Here is a 19,399-nt window from a genome sequence, read left to right on the forward strand (position 1 = left end):
GGTGCCGGCGCGTAGCGCGTGGCAAACATCGAAGTCGCCGAGCCTCGCGGGGAGCGGCTCGGCGGCCGGTTCTGCACCGGATGCGTCGGCGCGCTACGCCAAAGCCGCAATCAGTAGCCGTAGTAGCGGTAGTAGTCGTAGTCGTCGTCGCGATGGTGACGACGCTGCTTGTAGCGACGCTCGCCGCGATCGTTGTCGCGGTTGCGCGAGTTGCGATCGAGGTTGCCGCCGACTGCCGCGCCGAGGAGGCCGCCCGAGCGGCCCCCCATCGCTTGACCCGCCACGGTGCCGGCGCCGCCCCCGAGCGCGCCGCCGATGATCGCGCCTGTCTGCTCGTCACGCTCCGCCGTTACCGCACCGCCGGCGCCGCCGCCTGTCGCGCCGCCGATCACCGCGCCGGTGCGGCCGCCGAGCGCGTCGCCGACCGCCGCGCCGGCGACCCCGCCGAGCGTGCCGCCAATCGCATTGTTCAAAGCGTCAGCCGCTGCCGGCAGTGCAGTCGCGCCGGCGAGCGCGACGACGAGGGTAGGGACGATCTTCTTCCACATGCCCGGGTTCTTCCATGTTCGCAATCTGTTGTCGAGGGTTGGTTATGGCAGGGCGCCTGAATCGATCCGCGTCGATTCGAGCCGTGTGCTGGGTGCTGGGTGTTGGACACGTACATTTCACTTTGCTTTCGGCGAAAAATAGCCCCGGCCCCGGCGCTGGCTTCTTCATTGTCATAACAAGACAAGATGTTTGCGCGTCGGGAAGGCAGGGATTGCGCGGAACCAGAACGTTGCCGCCCGGCGAATTTTCCTCGCGAAGTGATTGCACGTCGCGTGTGAATAATGGTCTGATTTGGGTGTCGAGCAGCTTCCTGCGAGGCTCGAATTGATTTGAAATTTCCACCAAGCGACACATGCGCTCAATACTTCCTTCTCCCGGCACCGTACTCTTGCTGATTGACCTGCAGCGAGCGATTGACCATCCGAGCTGGGGAGAGAGAAACAATCCTGATGCGGAGAAGCAAGTTCGCCGATTGCTTGTCCATTGGCGCAGCCAAGGTTGGCCGGTATGGCATGTCCGGCACGACTCCACGCACCCGGAGTCTCAGTACCGGCCGGGCCAGCCAGGACACGAATTCAAACCGGAGGTCGCTCCGGTGGCCGGCGAACCCGTCATTCCGAAACAGACGAACAGTGCGTTCATCGGGACCGACCTGGAAGACCGGCTTCGGGGCGGCGGCCACGATGCGCTGGTCGTGGCCGGCGTCATTACGAACAATTCGGTCGAGGCGACCGTTCGCATGGCCGGCAATCTCGGCTTCCGCACCTGGCTTGTGGCCGACGGCTGCTTCACGTTCGCCCGGCCCGACTGGTACGGCACGCCCCGCAGCGCCGAAGATGTTCACGCCATGTCGCTGGCCAACCTGGATTCCGAATACTGCACCGTCGTTACCGCGGATGCGCTATTGGGCATTTCCAGCAAAGGCAGTGCGGCCGGTGCGCAGCGCCGTTCCGATGGCGTCGGCGCCGAACTGCCGGAAAGATGAAAGCGCGTCGCCCACATCCGCCAGAGGCACAACTTTCTCAAGATATCGCATTAAAAAAGCCATTCTCTTTTGTAAAACGTTTGCCGAATTGGTGGTGTCCGAACAGGCGATGGCAAGTGGAGTCGATCAATTTTATTAGACATATGTTTTTCTTGTGCTTTCCGCGAAGTGGACTAAAACAAATCACATCGATTGCGCTGAATCCGGCGCCTCGATAATCCTCCGATTATTTGAAGTTATCAAATATCTGAATATTGACAAAAATCTCCTCGCACAATCATCAATTTAAATAATCAATAAAATCGATGAGCTGTCGAGGAGCCGTCATGCAATTTTCCATTCCGGGGAAAGCGGCCAGCATTTCCACATCCGTGGGCAAATGCAACCCGAAAGCACGTCGGCACGACGCGCCATCGTGATCGGGCAAGACGGGGCGGAGCCGCAACGAGTCGCCAAGCTGTCCGCGGGCGGCTCGCAAGTCATGGTTAATTTTCTCCGGGGCTTCGTCACGACGACTGGAGCAGCGTGTCCGTACGCACTGTCGAGAACGGCGCTGGTTCGATACTTCGGACCGCAGTTCTGGAGGCGTGAACGTGTGACGAGACAAACGTCAATCGAAATCGACCGTTGCGGCACGTTTACCTGGAGAAAGATCATGCGAAAAATCGATCACGTCGTGGTGTTGATGCTCGAGAACCGATCGTTCGACCATATCTTCGGATTCCGCCCGAACGTCAACGGACTCAAAGGGAGCGAATTCAATCTGCTTGATCCTTCCGTGCCGGCATCGGCCGCGAATCCCGCATTTGCGGTGGACAGCAGTGCGCCTTTTGCCGTTCTCGCCGGAAACGGCCCGGGGCATTCGGTGAACGCGACGAATTACCAGCTTGTGAACGACAAGGCCGGACCCAGCGCGGCGCTGCCGCCTTCCAATGACGGGTTCGTACGAAACTACCGGGACGAGCTGACTCACGACCACGTGCCGAACCCGTCGCCGGACACGCTACACGTCGTGATGCAGTCTTTTTCGGCCGCCAGCCTGCCGTCCATCAACGCGTTGGCCGACGCGTTTTGCGTATGCGACAACTGGTTTGCGGAAGTGCCGGGGCCGACCCAGCCCAACCGCTTCTATATGCATGCGGCGACGTCGGCGGGATTCGCGCTGAACAACTGGAAGCGCGTGCTCGACATCCGCACGATCTACAACGCGCTCGAAGACGCGGGTTGCACGTGGGCCACGTATGCGTTCGACAGCAATGAAGTGCTCGAATTTTCCAGGGTGAGCGGGAAGAAGGAAAACTTCAAGCTGTTCGACAACGCGTTCAAGACCGATGTCGAGACGGGCACGCTGGCGAATTACTCGTTCATCATCCCGCGCTTTTTCAATTCGAAGGACGCGGCCGCGCCAACCGGCGGACTCGCGAACTCGCAGCACGCGCCTCAGGATGCCCGGTACGGCGACAATCTCGTGGCCGATGTGTACGAAGCATTGCGCGGCAACCCGGATATCTGGGCGACAAGCGCGCTGATCGTCACCTACGACGAGCATGGCGGCTTCTATGACCACGTCGCGCCGCCGTCGCCCGTGCCGAATCCTGACGGGCTGAAATCGCCGATGGTCGGTGACCCGTCGTTCGCGCCGACCTTCGCGTTCGACCGGCTCGGGGTTCGCGTGCCGGCGGTGATCGCGTCGCCGTGGGTGAAGGCGCAGCGTGTCGATTCGACGCGCTACCAGCACACGTCGGTGCTCGTCACGCTGAACAAGATGTTCGGTCTCGGCGCATTCCTCACCGAGCGGGACGCGAGCGCCAACAGTTTCGACGCCCTGTTCGACGAAGTGGACGAGGCACGCACCGATACGCCGGCCACGCTTCCACGCGCGGCCTTGCCGCCGATTACCGTCGCCGCCGACGATCCGCGGCACCCGGCGAACCAAGCGCTCGATCCCGACCAGCGCGACATGCTGATGAGGATCTACCACCTGACCCAGGCGTCGCAGCCCGCAACGCTGACGGCCGCCTCGCTTCCGGTGACGCAGGGTGACGCGCACGACTTCATCAGGGCAGCCTACCAGCGCCATTTCGGCGTCGCGGGTTGATCGTCGGAGAACGCGCGCCCCGGGCGGGCTTCGCGCCGATCTGCACGATCGCTTTCAAGCGTAGCAAACCTATGTGGTCGGAGATCGGAGTGCTGATCAAGCCTTGGGCGACCCGTGGGAGGCGTCTCGCCAGGCCCGGTTCATCGATGGATTGATCGTCACGTCCGAGAAACAGAGACCGCACACGCGATGAAGGCCGGGCCGATTGCAGCATCGCGCAGCCGGCGCACCGAGCGTGCGGCGACCGCCCGCACGCTGGCAAGTTCGCCCTAAAGACAATGCAATGTCCGGCCGATATTATCCAGGCGCTTGAGAATCGCGCGCATCGACCCGCGCACGACAAGCGCGACAAAACAGGGCGGAGTATTGAAGGATGGCGACGGGAACGGGGGCGGTGCGACGCGCAATTGCGATCGCTGCCGGAGGAGCGTTGTGTGCGGCGGCGGGCGGCGCACACGCGCAGGCTGCGCAGCCGGCGAACGAAATCGCGGCGACGCGGGCCGATGCGGCGGCGACGATGCTGCCGAAGATCGACGTGAAAGGCGCGGCGAGCCGATCGTCCATCGGGCTCGTCGGGCTGCGAACCGCCATCGGAACGAAGACCGACACGCCGGTTGCCGAAATTCCGCAGACGACCAACATCGTTACCGCGCAACAGATCGAGATGACCGGCGCGACCGATCTGAACCAGGCGCTGCGATACGTGCCGGGTTTCGCGTCGTTCGGAGCAGACAGCCGTACCGACTGGTACGCGGCGCTGCGCGGCTTTACGCCGACCTTGTTCGTCGACGGCGTGCCGGCGCCGAATGCGGCAGTCATCGCGAACTGGCGCGTCGATCCGTATACGATCGACACGGTCGCCGTGCTGCGCGGGCCGACGTCGATGCTGTACGGCGCGGGCGAGCCCGGCGCGATCGTCGATGTGCAGACGAAGCGCGCGGACGGCGAGCGCGTCCGCGAAGCGGGCGTGCAAACCGGAAACTACGCGCGCAAGCAAATCATGCTCGACGTTGGCGACAAGATCGACCCGGACGGCAGGTATGCGTATCGTTTCGTCGGCATCGCCCGCGACGGCAATGCGCTGACCGGTCCGAATGCCGACCGGCGCGTCGCGCTGGCTCCGTCGTTTCGATGGCGGCCGGCGGCTGACACGTCACTGACGTTTTCCGCGTCGTTTCTGCAGGACCGCGGCGACATTTCGTCCAACTTCCTGCCCGCGTCGGGCACCGTATTGCCGAATCCTAACGGCCGCCTGTCGCAGGACATCTACATGGGCGACCCGGCGTTCAACGACTATCGGAAGAAACAATGGTCGCTCGGCTACAGGCTGGAGCACAGCGTGAATTCGATGTGGACGCTGCGCCAGGACGTGCGCTGGTCGCGCCTGTTGCTGGACGACGCGACGGTGTTCGGAAACGGCCTGGCGCCCGGCAGCACGACGAAGATGACGCGTTTCGCGGGGCGGTTCCAGCTCGACTATAGCCGGCTGGATGTCGACAACCACGCGCAGGCGCGCTTCGGCACGGGACCGCTCGAGCATACGCTGCTGCTCGGCTTGCAGTACGACCGTCAGACGACCACCAACCGCGTGTGGCTCGCGCTGGCGCCGGCGCTCGACCTGTACCACCCCGTCTATCGGCCCGTCACGGCTGCCATCTTCTCCGGCCCGACGTCGCTGACGCACGTCGACCAGTTCACGGCGATGAACGCGTTCGGCGCGTACGCGCAGGACCAGGTCAGGTGGAATCGCTGGACGCTGACGCTCGGCGGCCGCGAGGATCGGGTGAATGCGCGGTTTGACGACCGTACAGCCGGCATGCGGACGGCGCAGGACGTCAGCGCGTTCTCTGCGCGCGTCGGGCTCACCTATCAGGGCGACGCGGGATTGTCGCCGTACGTGAGCCATTCGACGTCGTTCAATCCGGTCATCGGCGTGAGGATGTCAGGCGGCGGCTTGCCGAAACCGACGCGTGGCACGCAGACGGAAGCCGGGCTGCGCTGGCAGCCGGCCGGCAACAATCTGATGCTGAGCGCGGCCGTCTATCAGATCGATCAGACGAACGTCGTGACGCCGGCGCCGGTGAATCTCGATTCCACCGGCACATCGTCCGTGCAGACCGGTGAAGTGCGTTCGCGCGGCATCGAGCTGAACGCGGTCGGGAAGGTGAGCCGCGAGCTTTCGATCGTCGCAGCGTATGTCTATCAGGACGTCAAGAACGTGAAGGCGAACGACGCGTCGCTGAACAACTGGCCGGTGGCCGTACCGCTTCCACGGCAGATGGCGTCGCTATGGGCCGACTGGACGTGGCACGCCGGTGCGCTGTCGGGCCTTGGGATCGGCGGCGGGGTCCGTTACCGGAGCGCATCGGCCGGCGCGCCGGACAACTCGCTGAAGGTGCCGGGCTATACGCTATACGACCTCGCGATGCACTACGACGCGCGTCACTGGCGTTTCGCGTTAAACGTCGCGAACGTGTTCGACCGGCGTAACGTCAGCGGCTGCCAATCGTACGCCGTCTGCGTGTTCGACAACGAGCGGACCGTGCTGGCCAGCGCGAAATACAACTGGTAATCGGAATATGGGGCCGTTCGAATTTGCTCGATGTCGACCGCTGCTCTCTAGAGAGATTCGACGAATCCTCGGTGACCGGGCGCCCGAACTGTCACCGCGCTTCAGCATGAAACGGCGACCGCCGGGCTATCCTCCAGTATTTTCAGCGACGGCGTTATGCGCGATTCCAGCGCTTCGCTGCCTCCGCGACACGCTCGCCAAGCGCTTCCGCTGTCTTCCGGTCGCTTTCCAGGATGGTGTCGCCTCCCTCATCGGCGTTTGCCTGAGTCATCGCGCCCAGGAACGAGCCCAGCCGGTTGAGGTCGTCGACCGACCCGGTGCTGCTGTTATTTCCGGGCATGAGACCGAGACTGATCCACAACATATGATGTTGCGCCGCGAAGAGAGCAAGTTGCTGGAGCGTCGCGAGCTTGTCGCCGCTTTGCGATGCAGATACCGTGAAGCCGGCCGCGAGCTTGTCGCGCCACTTGCCCCATTGCTTCGTTGACGCGTCCATGAAGGTCTTGAACTGCGCGGATACGCTGCCCACGTAAGTCGGCGAGCCGAAGATCATCGCGTCGGCGTCATTCTCGAGATACGACCAATGCTGATCGATTTCCTCGACCGGGATAAGCCTGACGACGGCGCCCTCGATTTTCTCGACGCCGCGAGCGACGGCTTCGGCGATAACAGACGTGTGACCATAACCACTGTGGAAGACGACGGCTACGTTGACCATGGATAACTCCTTGTCGGGTTGAAGGAACAGCGGATATGTTACCGCACAAGTAACACATATATTGGCAAGCCAATGCTGTGCGTGACGCGTCCACCTATGTCGACTCCCGGTGCCCAAAGCGTCAGCGCGGGGGCATTCGGTTCGAATTGCCGCTACGAAACCTTTCTGATTGTTGCAGGCGCTAGCTGCACGAGAAAGCTGACGCGTCGTGATCCTGTTCGCGCGCGCATCCGTGCTCCAGCACGATCACCCGGTCCGCGCTGCGGATCGTTTCCGGCCGGTGCGCGATGATGATCCGCGTGATGTTCATCGCGCGCACCGCATCGTTGATCGACCGTTCGCGCTCGACGTCGAGATGGCTCGTCGCCTCGTCGAGCACGAGAATCGCGGGCTTGCGATAGAACGCGCGCGCGAGCAACACGCGCTGGCGCTGGCCACCCGATAGCGACGAACCCATGTCGCCGACGAGGCTCTGATATCCCATCGGCATCGCAACGATGTCGTCGTGGATCTGCGCGAGCCGCGCGGCTTCGTCGATACGCGCCTGCTCCGGCTGCGGATCGAAGAAGCAGATGTTGTCGGCGATCGAGCCCGCGAACAGGATGTCGTCCTGCATCACGCAGCCGATCAACTCGCGATGCTGATGGAGCCCGAGCTTGCGGATGTCGACGCCATCCACGCGTACGCTGCCGTGCTCGGGCGTCAGCAGGCCGAGCAGCAGTTTCGCCATCGTCGTCTTGCCCTGGCCGGACGGCCCGACGAGCGCAACTGATTCGCCGGGCGCGATCGACAACGAGCAGCCGTCGAGTACCCACGGCTCCGTTTCCGCGTAGCGGAAGCGCACGTCGCGCACGTCGATTGCGGGCGGCGTCGTACAGCCCGCATCCGCCGATCGGGCGACTTTTCCCTCCATGTCGGATTCGACGTCGGTCAGCACGATGTCCGCGAGACGCTCTCCGTGCAGGCGCAGCATCCTGAAGTCGATCAGCGTGCCGATAAGGCCCGAGCCGCGCGCGATGAACTGGTCGGCGAAGCTGATGAACGCGACCAGCATCCCGGCCGAGAACTGGCCGTCGAGAACCTGCTTCGCAGCCAGCCACACGAGCACCACGCGGCCCGCGCCGGCAATCACGCCCTGCGCCGTGGAGAAGCCGATCGACAGCCGCTCGATCGCGACGTGTTTGTTGGTGCTCTCGACGACGGCGTTCGCATAGGTGGCGACGCGCGCTTCCTGCTTGTTCGCGAGCTTGATCGCCTGCACGCCGCGGATCGATTCGAGCAGGTTCGACTGCGCGCGCGCCGCGTACACGATCTGTTCCTCGTTTGCCTGCCGGAACGGCCGGTACGCGATCCAGCGGATCGCGCCGTATGCGGCGAACAGGCCGAGCACGAGCCACGTCAGCGTCGGGCTGTAGACGAACAGCATCGCCAGCGTCACGATCGCCATCACGCCGTCGAGCAGCGCGCCGACGAACTGCGTGGTGAGCGTGCTCTGGATCGTGTTGATCGCGCCGAAGCGCGACACCACGTCGCCGATGTGACGCTGTTCGAAGTAAGTCATCGGCAGCCGGAACAGGTGCGAGCAGACGTTCGCCGTCCACTGCACGCCGAGCAGGCTCGAAAACCACGTGACAACCCACGAGCGCAGGGCCGACACCGCGTGCTGGAACAGCACGACGAGCAGGAATCCGACTGCGAGCAGCGTCAGAAGATCGGCGTCGGCCGACACCAGCACCTGGTCCATCACCCACTGCATGTAGAACGGCGTGACGATGCCGAACACTTCGAGCGCCGCCGACAGCAGCAGCACCTGTGCAAACGCCGCGCGGATGCCCGTGACGCTGCCGACGAGCTTCGCCATCGAGATCGATTCGCGCGCTTTCGTGCGCGTGAAGGACGCCGACGGCATCAATTCGAGCGCAACGCCGGTGAAGTGGTCGGACACCTCGGCGAGCGGGACGTCGCGCTCGCCGCGCGCGGGATCGTGGATCGTGATCTTGCCGCGCGACATCGACTTCAGCACGACGAAGTGGGTCATGTCCCAGTGCAGGATGCAGGGGAGGCGCAGCTTGTCGAGCTCGTCGAGTTCGAGCCGCAGCGCGCGCGATGTGAGGTCGAGACGGGAGGCGATCAGCATCACGTCGTTGAGTGTCGCGCCCTTCAGCGACGGGCTGAAGCGCCGGCGCAGGCTGACGAGGTCGAGATCGTGGCCGTGATAGCTCGCGATCATCCCGACGCACGCGAGCCCGCACTCGGCCGCCTGCGTCTGCAGCATGACCGGCAGGCGGCGGCGCCAGCCGAATTGCAGGGCATCCATCCATTTCATCTTTCAACGGGCTCCGTAACGAATGCGTGAGGTGCGTCTCATGCCGATGCGCGGCGGCCGAGCGCGTACAGCGGCTCGAGCACCCACTCGATCAGCCGGCGCTTGTCGATCAGCACGTCGGCCTCGAGCGCCATGCCGGGGCGCAGCGCTTCGCGCTTGCCATACGCGAGGATGTCCTGGCGATCGAGCGCGACGACCACGCGGTAAAGTTGCTCGGGCACATTGGTCTGCCCGGTCAGGTTCGCGACCTCCTGCGGCGACAGCGCGGTGCGCGACACCTCGGACACGCGCCCGAACTGCTGGCCGAACTTCTGAAACGGGTAGGCCTGGTAGCGCAGCACGACCCGCGCGCCCGGGCGCACGAAGCCGATCGCCCGGCTCGGCACCATCAACTGCGCCTCGAGCTGCGCGCCCTGCGGCAGCAGCGACACGACCGACTGGCCCGCGTTGACGACTTGCCCCGGCTTCGCGAGCAGGGCCGCGACGACGCTCGCCTGCGGCGCGCGCAGGATCACCGAGCGGCGCGCCTCGTTCTCTGCGATCGATTGGTCGACGTCTGCAAGCTTGCGTTCGATGTCGTTCTGCTGGTTGCGCGTATTGAGCGGCAGCTCGCGCAATTGCTGGCGGATCTGGTCGAGCTGCTGCTCGACGTCGAGCCGCTGGCGCGCGAGATCCTGCAAGCGCGCCTGGGCGTCGAGCAGCGCGGTTTCCTGCTGCTCGACCTGGCTGTTCGACGCATAGCCCTGTTCGCGCATCGACTGCAGCTTGCCGAGCTGCCGCTGCGCGAGCTCGATTTGGCGTGTGCGCTGAGTTTTCTGCAATGCGATCTGTGCAAGCTGGTCGTTGAGCGCCGCCGCGCGTGACCGCAGGCCGCGATTCGCCTCGTCGCGTAGTTGCGACTGGCTGGCGAGATCTGCCTCCAGGCGCGTGCGCTGGAGCGTCAATTGCTCGCCGACGCGCTGGCGTGTACCGCCGAGCTCGGTCGCAACCTCCGCCGATACGGCCATCAGCTCGGCGCCGGCCGCGACGGTCTGCCCTTCGCGCACGCGCGTGTCGGTCACGGTGCCCATCAGCGGAGGCGCGACCGTCAGCAGCCCCTTCGCGGGCAGAAGCTGGCCGGTGACGCGCTCGCGCTTCGTGTACGTGCCGAATACGAGGAACGCGACGACTGCGAGCGTCGTCGCCGTCGCAACGGCGATCATCAGCCAGCGCCACGGCGGCGAATACAGGCTGACGGTGCCCATCAGCTTGTGCCTGGTCGCGTCGAGCGCTTCCTGTCGAAACAGCGAATCAGTCATGTGCGGCTCCCGGAAGCGGCGAACAGGAGGAAGGGGGGGGCGTGCATGGTCAGCCACTCGTGCGGCATGCAATCGCGGCGACGTCCGCGTCGCCGAGTGTGCCGAGCGCGGCCGACAGTTGCAGCCGCGCGCGCAGATAGCGGTAGCGTGCGCCCGCGAGGTCGCGCATCGCCTCGAAGTAGCGCTGCTGCGCGTTCAGTTCGTCGATCTGCGTGCGCAACCCGACTTCGCGGCCGAGATGGGTCGATTTCACCTTGCTGTCGGCCGACGCGAGCGCACGTTCGCGCGCGCGCATGAGCGCGATGCCGTTGGTGATGCCGAGATAGGCGGTGCGCGCGCGTTCGCGCGCCTTGCGACGCGCATCGTCGAGCGCGTCGCGCGACTGGTCGCGCCGGCGGTAGGCTTCACGGGTCGCCGACAATTGGCCGCCGCCCGCGAACAGTGGAATCGTGACCGTCACGCCGATCATCGACGAACGCGTCTTCGACGTCGTGCCGAACACCTGATCCCAGTCGTTTTCGCCGGCCCCGCGACTCCAGTTGGTGCCGTAGCTCGCCTGCAGGTTGACGACCGGCAGGTTCGCGCCGGTCGCCGCGATCACGTCGGCCTGCGCCTGCTCGGCCTGCTTCCCGGCGAGGCGAACGTCGACGTTGTAACGAGCGGCCTCGTCCATCGCGGCCGCGAGATCGACGGGCGGCGCCTGCGGCGCGCACCGCCATGCGATCGGCGCGATCGCGTCGGCCGCGAGGCCCGTGAGTCGCCTCAGCACACCGCTCGCGATTTCGAGATCGTTCTGCGCGCTGACTTTGCGCGCGAGCGCGTCGTCGAGATTCGCGCGCGCCTCGTCGACGTCGGTACGCGTGCCGTCGCCGATCCGCAGCGCGGCTTGTGCCTGGTCGAGCTGCCGCTGGAACGCCTGCCGCGCGGATTCGGCGGCCTGCAGCACTTCGCCGCCGTACAGCACGTCGAAATACGCGTCCGACACGTCCGTGATCAGCGTTTGCCGCGCCTTCTCGAATTCGATGTCGGCCTGGTCGGCGAGCGTACCGCCGCGCTTGAATTCGGCGACCCGGGATACGTCGAAGATCGGCTGCGTAATCGTGGCCGACACGCTGTGCCGGCGAACGGCGGCTGCATATGGCGCGCTCGGTTGATCCTGCTTCGTGTAGTTGCCGTCGATCTGCGCGCGCGGCAGCAATCCTGCGAGCCCTTGCCAGCGCTTTTCGCGGCCAGCGAGCTGCGCGTTGCCCGCGGCCGCGATGCCCGCATCGAAGCCCCGCGCGGCCTCGATCGCGTCGAGCAGATCCGCGGCCTGCGTGGGGCATGTGATGGACAGCGGCACAAGCGCGACCGTCAGGCGAATTAAAAATTTGAGGGTCATTCTATTTGGTTGCGCTTCGACCGAGATGCGTATGTGTTCGTTGCGGCTACTGTCACGTCGACTGCGCGCTCGGTTTCGCGTCAGTCAGCATGTGCAGCACTGTCAGTTGCTGCATCGAATTCACGGAGCAAATTCCAAAATTGGCCTTGTTCTGCTCGACGGCCCGAGATTGTTAATTTTCTGGATCTTTAAAAAAATGTCTTAATGCAATGCAGGCAATCGACGGATAGTTTCCGTGTGGCGCATCTGCAGTCATCGGAACTGGCGTCGCGTTGGCGTATGTTCCTCGCGGTGAACTATGCATTAATTTTTGCCGCTGCAGTGAATGTTGGCGCCGGAATCGTACTTGTCCTACGTGAATATATAGCACTTCAGTACATGTCTTATTTGTCGTGTATCGATGGCGCGTTAGCATGTTCATGATCTTATGTGTGCAGTGGCGTGAGCACACGCGCATAAACATCTTTCACGGGAGATCTACCTTGTTCCGAATTAGGAATTACCTGTCCGCGAGATTGCTGGAAATGTTACCGCCCGAGATGGCGACCACTTGGTGCATTCAATTGTCTGGAAACACCAATGCGAAATCCCGTCATGGCATGAGCATGATGCACGCACCAACGCTTTTGTTGGCGGTAAGTGCATTTTGGCCATTAGTTGCGCAATGTGCTCCTGCGATTACGGCATTCGATGCGGAAAGAATAGCCGCGCCGTCGAATACGGCAATTGGTGTTGTGCTTGCCCGGAATTACTTTACGACACAGCAGCTTTGCGAGAAAGACGTTTGTGAAGTAACTGGTGCTACTCTTTATAATAAAGCGGTTCCATGGAATACGGCGGATGGACCAGATGTCGAAACGTCGGTAAGTGGATTGTCGGTGCGTGTTTTGTTAGATGGAGTGCCGATGAAGAGGGCGACGCGGCAGACGGTGCGAAACATGGTTGAGGTTCAGTTATTTCGAGACAATAAGACTCCGAAAAATGGGACACTCAAGCCAGGCACTGTGAGCCGATATTTCATAATAAATTACGGCGGTCTATTGGGAAGTTCTACCGGAATTAACCTTGGTGCTGATGTCAATTTTATTAATGGAACATGCTCCGTTCCGAATCAAACCGTCAACTTGCCCGATGTTTCTCGAACGAGCTTTCGGGGCGTCGGCTCGACGGTTGGGGGCCGATCTTTTTCGCTTCGATTGACCAACTGTCCGGCAGGTTATAACCGAGTCGGCTATCAGGTATCACCACTGAATGGTCCCATAAGCGGCATCCCGGGTGCACTGAATCTGCGGCCCGACTCGACCGCGAGCGGGGTCGGAATCAAGCTGAGCGACGCCAAGACCCAACTACCGCTCGTGTTTGATCGTTCGATCGCGACCCCTTACAACGGTAGCGCGGCGGCGCAGATCGACATCCCGTTGAATGCGGAGTACGTACAGACCGAGGAAAAGATCACCGGCGGAACCGTGCAGGCGGGCGCACTCGTGCTGCTTGACTACCAGTAGCAGTAGCGGCCGTACGTCCGCGTCGACGTGGCGATGTTCATCGGGCGGGCGTGTCGTTCCAACCCACCTGTCACAGTATCGTTCACCATTTCAATGGGTGTGTAGCTCCCATGGGCGTCGCCATCTGAGCCGAATGAGCGCATCGCTCGTCCCGATCGACGAGGATCGCGACAACTGCACCCATTCGCGCCTCCTCGTCAATCGAATATACGGGGCTGGAAAATCGATTTAAGCGCGTCGGTTATTTTGATTGTCGTGAGCGCGATAATTTTCTGGATGCGCCTCGGCGGCAGATTGGATTTTTGTCCGATGTCGTTTGGGTTGGTTATGATTTGATTGTCAATAACACGCATCACCGATCGCCGGGCGATTGCGATAAATTCAATTCGTGCGGGTCTCGCACACTAAACTCATCTCGGCTTCAAAAGCGCATGCGTTGTACCTTCCCGCATTACTCATGCTCGCGCCTGAAGAAGGTGTGGCCTGAGGTGTGCCTGCCTCGCGGGGTGATGTTACCGACAGAATTCGTACAAGTACGAGAATGCGATTTGGTGAGTTCGTTCTTGTCAGATGGTCACGGTTTCATCAGATCCGGATAATTGTACTTGAAATGTGATCCGTAATTTTATGGTTATGGATTTAATTTCCAAAAATCATTTAACTTCGACTGTTTCACCATATTTGAGGTAATCACATGCAAAAGAAAATCAACATCGCGCGTATCGTTCAGGGCATGGCGGCAGTGGGTATCGTCGCGGCGATGTCTCCCGCAATGGCGGCCGACGGCGAAATCGCGTTCAGCGGCAAGGTGCTGGCAACCACCTGTTCGATCGGTGCGGGTGGCGGCGCAACGGGCAACAAGAACATGACCGTAAAACTGCCCAGCGTATCCGCAGGCGCACTCGCGAGCGCAGGCAATGTGGCGGGGCGCACGCCGTTCTCGATCGTGCTGAGCGGTTGCACGGGCGATTCGACGAAGGTCTCGACCGTGTTCGAGGCCGGCGATACGGTCGACGCGGGTAGCGGCCGCCTGAATCTTGTATCGGCCGGTGGGACCGACACGGTGGCGACGAATGTCCAGATCAATCTGCTGAACGACAAGCAGCAACCGATCGCTGCGGGCTTCGCGTCGGGGCAGCAGAACTCGCAGGTCGTGACGCTGACCGACGGTGGCGCAACGCTGAATTACTTCGCGGAATACTACGCCACCGGCAAGTCGACCGCCGGTTCGGCAAACTCGCGAATCCAGTACTCGCTCGATTACCAGTAACTCGTCAATCGGCCGCATGGCGCAGCGCCGGGCGGCATTCATCCAATCCTCATGTCGGCCGCCTCCACGCGGAGTGAGCGTCGACGCTCAATTCCAACGGGAGACCTATGAACTGGAAGCTACCGAAGGCGACGGCCGCGTTCGCGTTGTTGGCAACGTTATGGATGGGGGGGGCGCAAGCCAGCGTCGTGATTACGGGAACCCGCGTGATCTTTCCCGGCGACAGCCGTGAAGTGACGGTGCGCCTGATGAACGATGGCGATGCGCCTGCGCTGGTTCAGGCATGGATCGATACCGGCAACGAGAAGGAAGCGCCGGAGAAAATTTCGGTGCCGTTCGTGCTGACGCCTGCAATGTTTCGGCTCGACGCGGGTAAAGGACAATCGCTGCGGCTGATTCAGACGCAGGAATCGCTGCCCGCTGACCGCGAATCGCTGTTCTGGCTCAACGTGCTGGAGGTTCCGCCGAAAGCGAGTGCGAACGATTCCGCGAACAAGGTTCAACTCGCGTTCCGTTCAAGAATCAAGGTGATGTATCGCCCGAGCGGTCTGGCCGGGCATCCCGAGGCGGCAGCGGATCAGTTGAAGTGGACGTTCGCACGCCAGGCGGACGGCAATGGATATGCATTGAAGGCTTCCAATCCGTCGCCGTACGTCGTGAACCTCGGCGTGATCGATATCAACGTAGGCGGCCAAAAGCATGAGCTGAAGCCGAATTTCGTGCGGCCGGGTGAAACGGCGGAGTTTCCGCTGCCGGCGGGTGTGGCTGCGCCCACAAGTGCCGTCGTCGATTACGGCTATATCGATGACTGGGGGACTATCAAGCCGACCAAACAGATCACGGTTGGACGCGCGGCGCACAACTGATTGACTGCGGCGTCCGGGATCGCGGTAGCTTGCGCGGCGAGTCGAAGCCGATTTCTCGTGACTTGTTCGGAGGCCGTTCGGCAACGTTGATCGATATTGGGGAATTTTTTCTGCGGAGAAATCCACTGATAAATTCGTAGAGCAAAATAAATAAAAAATCGACCATGAACCTACATTTAAAAACGAACGAAAGCGCACTCCGTATGCCACGTCAGAATGTACTCTATTCGATGGTGCTGTCCGCTCTTGCCGGCTGGACAGCCCACGCGAATGGCGCACCGGTACATTCGGACGTGCATGCCGAATCGCAATCTGTGGCGACGCAGGTGGCGAGCGTGGAGTTCGACAGTGGGTTCTTGTCTCGCGATGCCCGCGGGCAGGTCGACGTGTCACGGTTTGAAAAGGGCAATACGACGACGCCCGGCACGTACGGCGTCGACGTATACGTGAACGAAAACCTTGCCGCGACGATGCAAGTCACATTCCGCGCATCGGCGCAATCGGTCGACGCACAGCCGTGCTTCGACGAAGCGCAATTGGAAGCGATCGGTGTCGATGTGGGGCGGCTCGCGCCGAGCGTGCTGTCACGGCTGCGCGACGATCGCGCGTGCGTCGAAGTGGATAGCGCGATTCCCGACGCGCGTGCGGCGTTCGAATTCGGCGAGCAGCGTCTGCGCCTCAGTATTCCGCAGACGGCGCTGCGTCGCATCCCGCGCGGCTACGTCGGCCCTGAGCGGTGGGACAACGGCGTGACCGCTGGCATGCTGAACTACAACGCGAACGTATATAGCCGCCGCAGCAGCGGCGGCCCGACGCTCACGCAGGGCTACGTCGGGCTGACGAGCGGCGTCAACATCGGCGCGTGGCATTTTCGTCACGAGGGCTCGTATAACTGGTCGACGGGCGGTGGCGCACGCTATCAGGACATCGCGACCTACGCGCGGCGCGACCTCACCGCGCTGAAGTCGCAGCTTACCGTCGGCGAATCGTATACGTCGGGCGAGCTGTTCGACTCGACGCAGTTTCGCGGGGTGCAGCTCGCGTCGGACGACCGGATGCTGCCGGACTCGGTGCGCGGCTTTGCGCCTGTCGTGCGGGGCGTGGCGAACAGCAACGCGCAGGTGAAGATCAGTCAGAACGGGATGACGATCTACGAAACGACGGTCGCCCCGGGCGCGTTCGAAATCGACGACCTGTATCCGACCGGCTATGGCGGCGACCTGATCGCGCAAGTGACCGAAGCAGACGGCTCGGTCCATCAATTCAGCGTGCCATATGCGGCTGTGCCGATGTCGTTGCGGCCGGGTATTCACCGCTACAGTTTCGTCGCGGGTACGGTGCGAGACACGCAGAGCGACCGCAATCCGCTGTTCATGCAGGCGACGTGGCAGCAGGGCCTGACGAACATGGTGACGGCGTACACCGGCGCGACCGTCGCGCAAGGATACCTGTCTGGCATGATCGGCGCCGCGCTCAACACGCGATTTGGCGCGTTCGGTTTCGACGTCACGCAGGCAAGCACGTCGGTGCCGGGCATGAAGCGCTTCAGCGGCACCAGCGCGCGCATCAGTTATGCGAAGTCGATCACGCAGACGCAGACCGACATCGCGCTTGCGGCGTACCGCTATTCGACGAGCGGCTTCTTCGGGCTGAACGACGCGATGCTCGTGCGGGAGCGCGTCGCGAACGGCGGGCCCGTCGATTCGGTCGCGCGGCAGCGCAGCCGTACGTCGCTGACGGTCAACCAGGCGCTCGGCGAACGCGGGGGGCGACTCGGGCTCAGCGCATCCGCAACGAATTACTGGAACCGCGGCGGCACCGACGTCACCTATTCGGCGACGTACTCGAACACGTTCAAACGCATTACCTATGGCGTGTCGGTGCTGCGTCAGAAAAACAGCATGGGCCGCAGCGACACGCAGTACTACGTGAGTGCGACGATCCCGCTGGGCCGCACGTCGCCCGTGACGGCCACGACGAGCTTCTCGCACAGCACGAGTGGCCAGAACCTTGCGCTCGCGACGATCTCGGGTTCCGCGGGCCGCGACGACAACGTGTCATACAGCGTCACGGCGAACCGGGCGTCGGGCAACGGCAACACGAGCAGCGACGGCAGCGGCAGCGTCGTCTATCGCGGCGCGTTCGGCGAGCTGTCGGCGACGGCCGGCGCGGGATCGGGCTATCAGCAGGGCTCGATTGGTATCCGTGGCGGGATGGTCGCCCATCGCGGTGGGCTCACGCTGTCGCAGCCGCTGTCGGAAACTTTCGCGATCGTCAAGGCCGCCGACGCGGCGGGGGCGCGCTTGATGAACTCGCCGGGCGCGCGTGTCGACGGGCGCGGCTACGCGATCGTGCCGTTCCTGACGCCGTATTCGCTCAATTCGGTCGAGCTCAACCCGGAAGGACTGTCTACCGACGTCGAGTTGAAGGCGACCACGCAGCAGATCGCGCCCCGCGCGGGCGCCGTGCCGCTGATCGAATTTTCAACGGCGTCGGGCAAGTCGGCGGTGATCGACGCACGGCTCGGTGATGGCGGCGCACTGCCGTTCGGCGCGGCGGTTGTCGATGCACAGGGCAACGAAGTCGGCGTCGTCGGTCAGGGAAGTCGGATCTTCGCACGCGGGCTCGATGACAAGGGCATGTTGACGGTGCGATGGAACGACGCAGGCGACCAGATATGCTCGATTCAGTACACGCTGCCCAATGCAAAACACAGCTCGGCTAAGCGTGGCGTGCGCCAGCTCTATTCGACGTGCGTCGCAGGCCAGTAATGCTTGGAGCACGACGCCCGACATTCGATGCGGGAACGGGGCGGTCGGGCGAGACACATGAAAATGAAAGGAACGCTCGCCTGCATCGTTCGGCGGGCCTCCCTCCCACGCGCTGCAAAGGCGCTTTCGATGGCGCTTGCCGGTCACGCCCCAGGCAGATTCGATGTGCCAGTCGACACAGTTGGTGAAATCGCACCTGCGTTGTCCTGTTGTCGGCCACATTCCAATCAGCGGATCGAATGTAGCTGTTCTTCCACCTGACGGCACGAGCACGTTCGTCGGTCGAGTCGACGAACGGGATACGTGCCCGAAATCAAGGAAACGGAATCATGAAAGAGTTCTTTCTGCGCGTGATGGTGGCGGACGATCATCCGGCAGCGGCACTTGGGATTGCACAAGCGTTTGAGAGCAACAGTACGATCAAGATCGTGCAGACCGTTTCCAACTCGACAGAGTTGGTCGCGGCCCTTGATGGTCATCCAAGTGATGTGCTGGTGCTCGACTACGTGATGCCGGGCGGCAAGTACGGCGACGGACTTGCGCTGCTGTCATTTCTGCAGCGCCGCTATCCGGCGCTGCGCATCGTGACGATCACGATGCTCGACGACCCCACCATCCTGCGAGCGATTAGAAGCCAGGGGGTGAATGGTATCCTGAGCAAGTCCGATGCGCTATCGCACATTATCGGGGCTGTACATGCCGCATATGTGGGCGCGCATTACGTATCGCCATTCATCAAGAGCCTGCTTCAAGACGACACGGACTCAAAGCCCGTTGTGCGGCCACTGTCTCCGCGCGAGATCGAAGTGATTCGTCTTTTCTGCGCCGGGAATACAGTGAACACGATCGCCGAACAGCTTCATCGTAGCAAGCAGACCATCAGTTCGCAAAAGGCAAGCGCAATGAAGAAGCTCGGAATCACGCGCGATATCGATCTGCTCCGCTATGCCGATGCGGTAATATTTCCCAATTCGCCCGCGTCGAGCACGCCACATACAGGGGAATAGCGCATGCGGATCCTGCGCGATTGCCCGGAGTTCGAGCGACACCACTGACTCGC

General features: G+C 62.5%; 13 protein-coding genes. 8 read left to right on the forward strand and 5 right to left on the reverse strand.

Going from position 1 to position 19,399, the window contains the following annotated elements; translation table 11 throughout:
• Positions 1-110: 110 nt before the first annotated feature.
• Positions 111-548, reverse strand: coding sequence for a glycine zipper domain-containing protein (locus B7P44_RS34155; protein WP_084910437.1), 438 nt, complete (start codon positions 546-548; stop codon positions 111-113).
• Between the two features lie 389 nt (positions 549-937).
• Here B7P44_RS34155 and B7P44_RS34160 point away from each other — a divergent pair, with 389 nt between their 5' ends.
• From B7P44_RS34160 to B7P44_RS34170, 3 genes are all read left to right on the forward strand, one after another.
• Positions 938-1,534, forward strand: a complete 597-nt coding sequence (locus B7P44_RS34160; protein WP_407924050.1) for a cysteine hydrolase family protein — start codon at positions 938-940, stop codon at positions 1,532-1,534.
• Positions 1,535-2,189: 655 nt separating this feature from the next.
• The gene (locus B7P44_RS34165) at positions 2,190-3,632 is read left to right on the forward strand and encodes an alkaline phosphatase family protein (RefSeq protein ID WP_157721137.1); all 1,443 of its coding nucleotides are present in this window, start codon (positions 2,190-2,192) and stop codon (positions 3,630-3,632) included.
• Positions 3,633-4,005: 373 nt separating this feature from the next.
• Positions 4,006-6,204, forward strand: coding sequence for a TonB-dependent siderophore receptor (locus B7P44_RS34170; RefSeq protein ID WP_084910440.1), 2,199 nt, complete (start codon positions 4,006-4,008; stop codon positions 6,202-6,204).
• A gap of 154 nt (positions 6,205-6,358) precedes the next feature.
• Here the strand turns inward: B7P44_RS34170 and B7P44_RS34175 are convergent, their stop codons facing one another.
• The 4 genes from B7P44_RS34175 to B7P44_RS34190 all read right to left on the reverse strand — a co-directional run bounded on the left by B7P44_RS34175 (position 6,359) and on the right by B7P44_RS34190 (position 11,927).
• The gene (locus B7P44_RS34175; protein ID WP_084910441.1) at positions 6,359-6,922 is read right to left on the reverse strand and encodes a flavodoxin family protein; all 564 of its coding nucleotides are present in this window, start codon (positions 6,920-6,922) and stop codon (positions 6,359-6,361) included.
• Between the two features lie 181 nt (positions 6,923-7,103).
• Positions 7,104-9,239, reverse strand: coding sequence for a peptidase domain-containing ABC transporter (locus B7P44_RS34180; RefSeq protein ID WP_231716859.1), 2,136 nt, complete (start codon positions 9,237-9,239; stop codon positions 7,104-7,106).
• Between the two features lie 47 nt (positions 9,240-9,286).
• A complete protein-coding gene (locus B7P44_RS34185) occupies positions 9,287-10,546 on the reverse strand; it encodes an HlyD family secretion protein (RefSeq protein ID WP_084910443.1) in 1,260 nt (419 codons plus the stop codon).
• Positions 10,547-10,595: 49 nt separating this feature from the next.
• Positions 10,596-11,927, reverse strand: a complete 1,332-nt coding sequence (locus B7P44_RS34190; protein WP_084910444.1) for a TolC family outer membrane protein — start codon at positions 11,925-11,927, stop codon at positions 10,596-10,598.
• Positions 11,928-12,466: 539 nt separating this feature from the next.
• On the opposite strand from B7P44_RS34190, the gene B7P44_RS34195 reads away from it, so the two are divergent.
• From B7P44_RS34195 to B7P44_RS34215, 5 genes are all read left to right on the forward strand, one after another.
• A complete protein-coding gene (locus B7P44_RS34195) occupies positions 12,467-13,432 on the forward strand; it encodes a fimbrial protein (protein ID WP_157721138.1) in 966 nt (321 codons plus the stop codon).
• A 694-nt stretch (positions 13,433-14,126) separates the two neighbouring features.
• Positions 14,127-14,702, forward strand: coding sequence for a fimbrial protein (locus tag B7P44_RS34200; RefSeq protein ID WP_084910445.1), 576 nt, complete (start codon positions 14,127-14,129; stop codon positions 14,700-14,702).
• A gap of 107 nt (positions 14,703-14,809) precedes the next feature.
• Positions 14,810-15,568, forward strand: a complete 759-nt coding sequence (locus B7P44_RS34205) for a fimbrial biogenesis chaperone (RefSeq protein ID WP_084910446.1) — start codon at positions 14,810-14,812, stop codon at positions 15,566-15,568.
• 386 nt (positions 15,569-15,954) lie between these two features.
• Entirely contained in the window at positions 15,955-18,339 is a 2,385-nt protein-coding gene (locus tag B7P44_RS34210) for a fimbria/pilus outer membrane usher protein (RefSeq protein ID WP_231716860.1), read from the forward strand.
• 329 nt (positions 18,340-18,668) lie between these two features.
• A complete protein-coding gene (locus tag B7P44_RS34215; RefSeq protein WP_084910448.1) occupies positions 18,669-19,346 on the forward strand; it encodes a response regulator in 678 nt (225 codons plus the stop codon).
• Positions 19,347-19,399 lie beyond the last annotated feature (53 nt).

This window comes from Burkholderia ubonensis subsp. mesacidophila (genome assembly GCF_002097715.1).
Classification (GTDB): Bacteria; Pseudomonadota; Gammaproteobacteria; order Burkholderiales; family Burkholderiaceae; genus Burkholderia; species Burkholderia mesacidophila.

Coding starts and splice junctions, on each gene's coding strand:
- B7P44_RS34205 (WP_084910446.1), top strand. CDS start 14,810: ATGAACTGGAAGCTACCGAAGGCGACGGCCGCGTTCGCGTTGTTGGCA.
- B7P44_RS34180 (WP_231716859.1), bottom strand. CDS start 9,239: ATGGATGCCCTGCAATTCGGCTGGCGCCGCCGCCTGCCGGTCATGCTG.
- B7P44_RS34155 (WP_084910437.1), bottom strand. CDS start 548: ATGTGGAAGAAGATCGTCCCTACCCTCGTCGTCGCGCTCGCCGGCGCG.
- B7P44_RS34165 (WP_157721137.1), top strand. CDS start 2,190: ATGCGAAAAATCGATCACGTCGTGGTGTTGATGCTCGAGAACCGATCG.
- B7P44_RS34195 (WP_157721138.1), top strand. CDS start 12,467: ATGGCGACCACTTGGTGCATTCAATTGTCTGGAAACACCAATGCGAAA.
- B7P44_RS34215 (WP_084910448.1), top strand. CDS start 18,669: ATGAAAGAGTTCTTTCTGCGCGTGATGGTGGCGGACGATCATCCGGCA.
- B7P44_RS34170 (WP_084910440.1), top strand. CDS start 4,006: ATGGCGACGGGAACGGGGGCGGTGCGACGCGCAATTGCGATCGCTGCC.
- B7P44_RS34185 (WP_084910443.1), bottom strand. CDS start 10,546: ATGACTGATTCGCTGTTTCGACAGGAAGCGCTCGACGCGACCAGGCAC.
- B7P44_RS34175 (WP_084910441.1), bottom strand. CDS start 6,922: ATGGTCAACGTAGCCGTCGTCTTCCACAGTGGTTATGGTCACACGTCT.
- B7P44_RS34190 (WP_084910444.1), bottom strand. CDS start 11,927: ATGACCCTCAAATTTTTAATTCGCCTGACGGTCGCGCTTGTGCCGCTG.
- B7P44_RS34200 (WP_084910445.1), top strand. CDS start 14,127: ATGCAAAAGAAAATCAACATCGCGCGTATCGTTCAGGGCATGGCGGCA.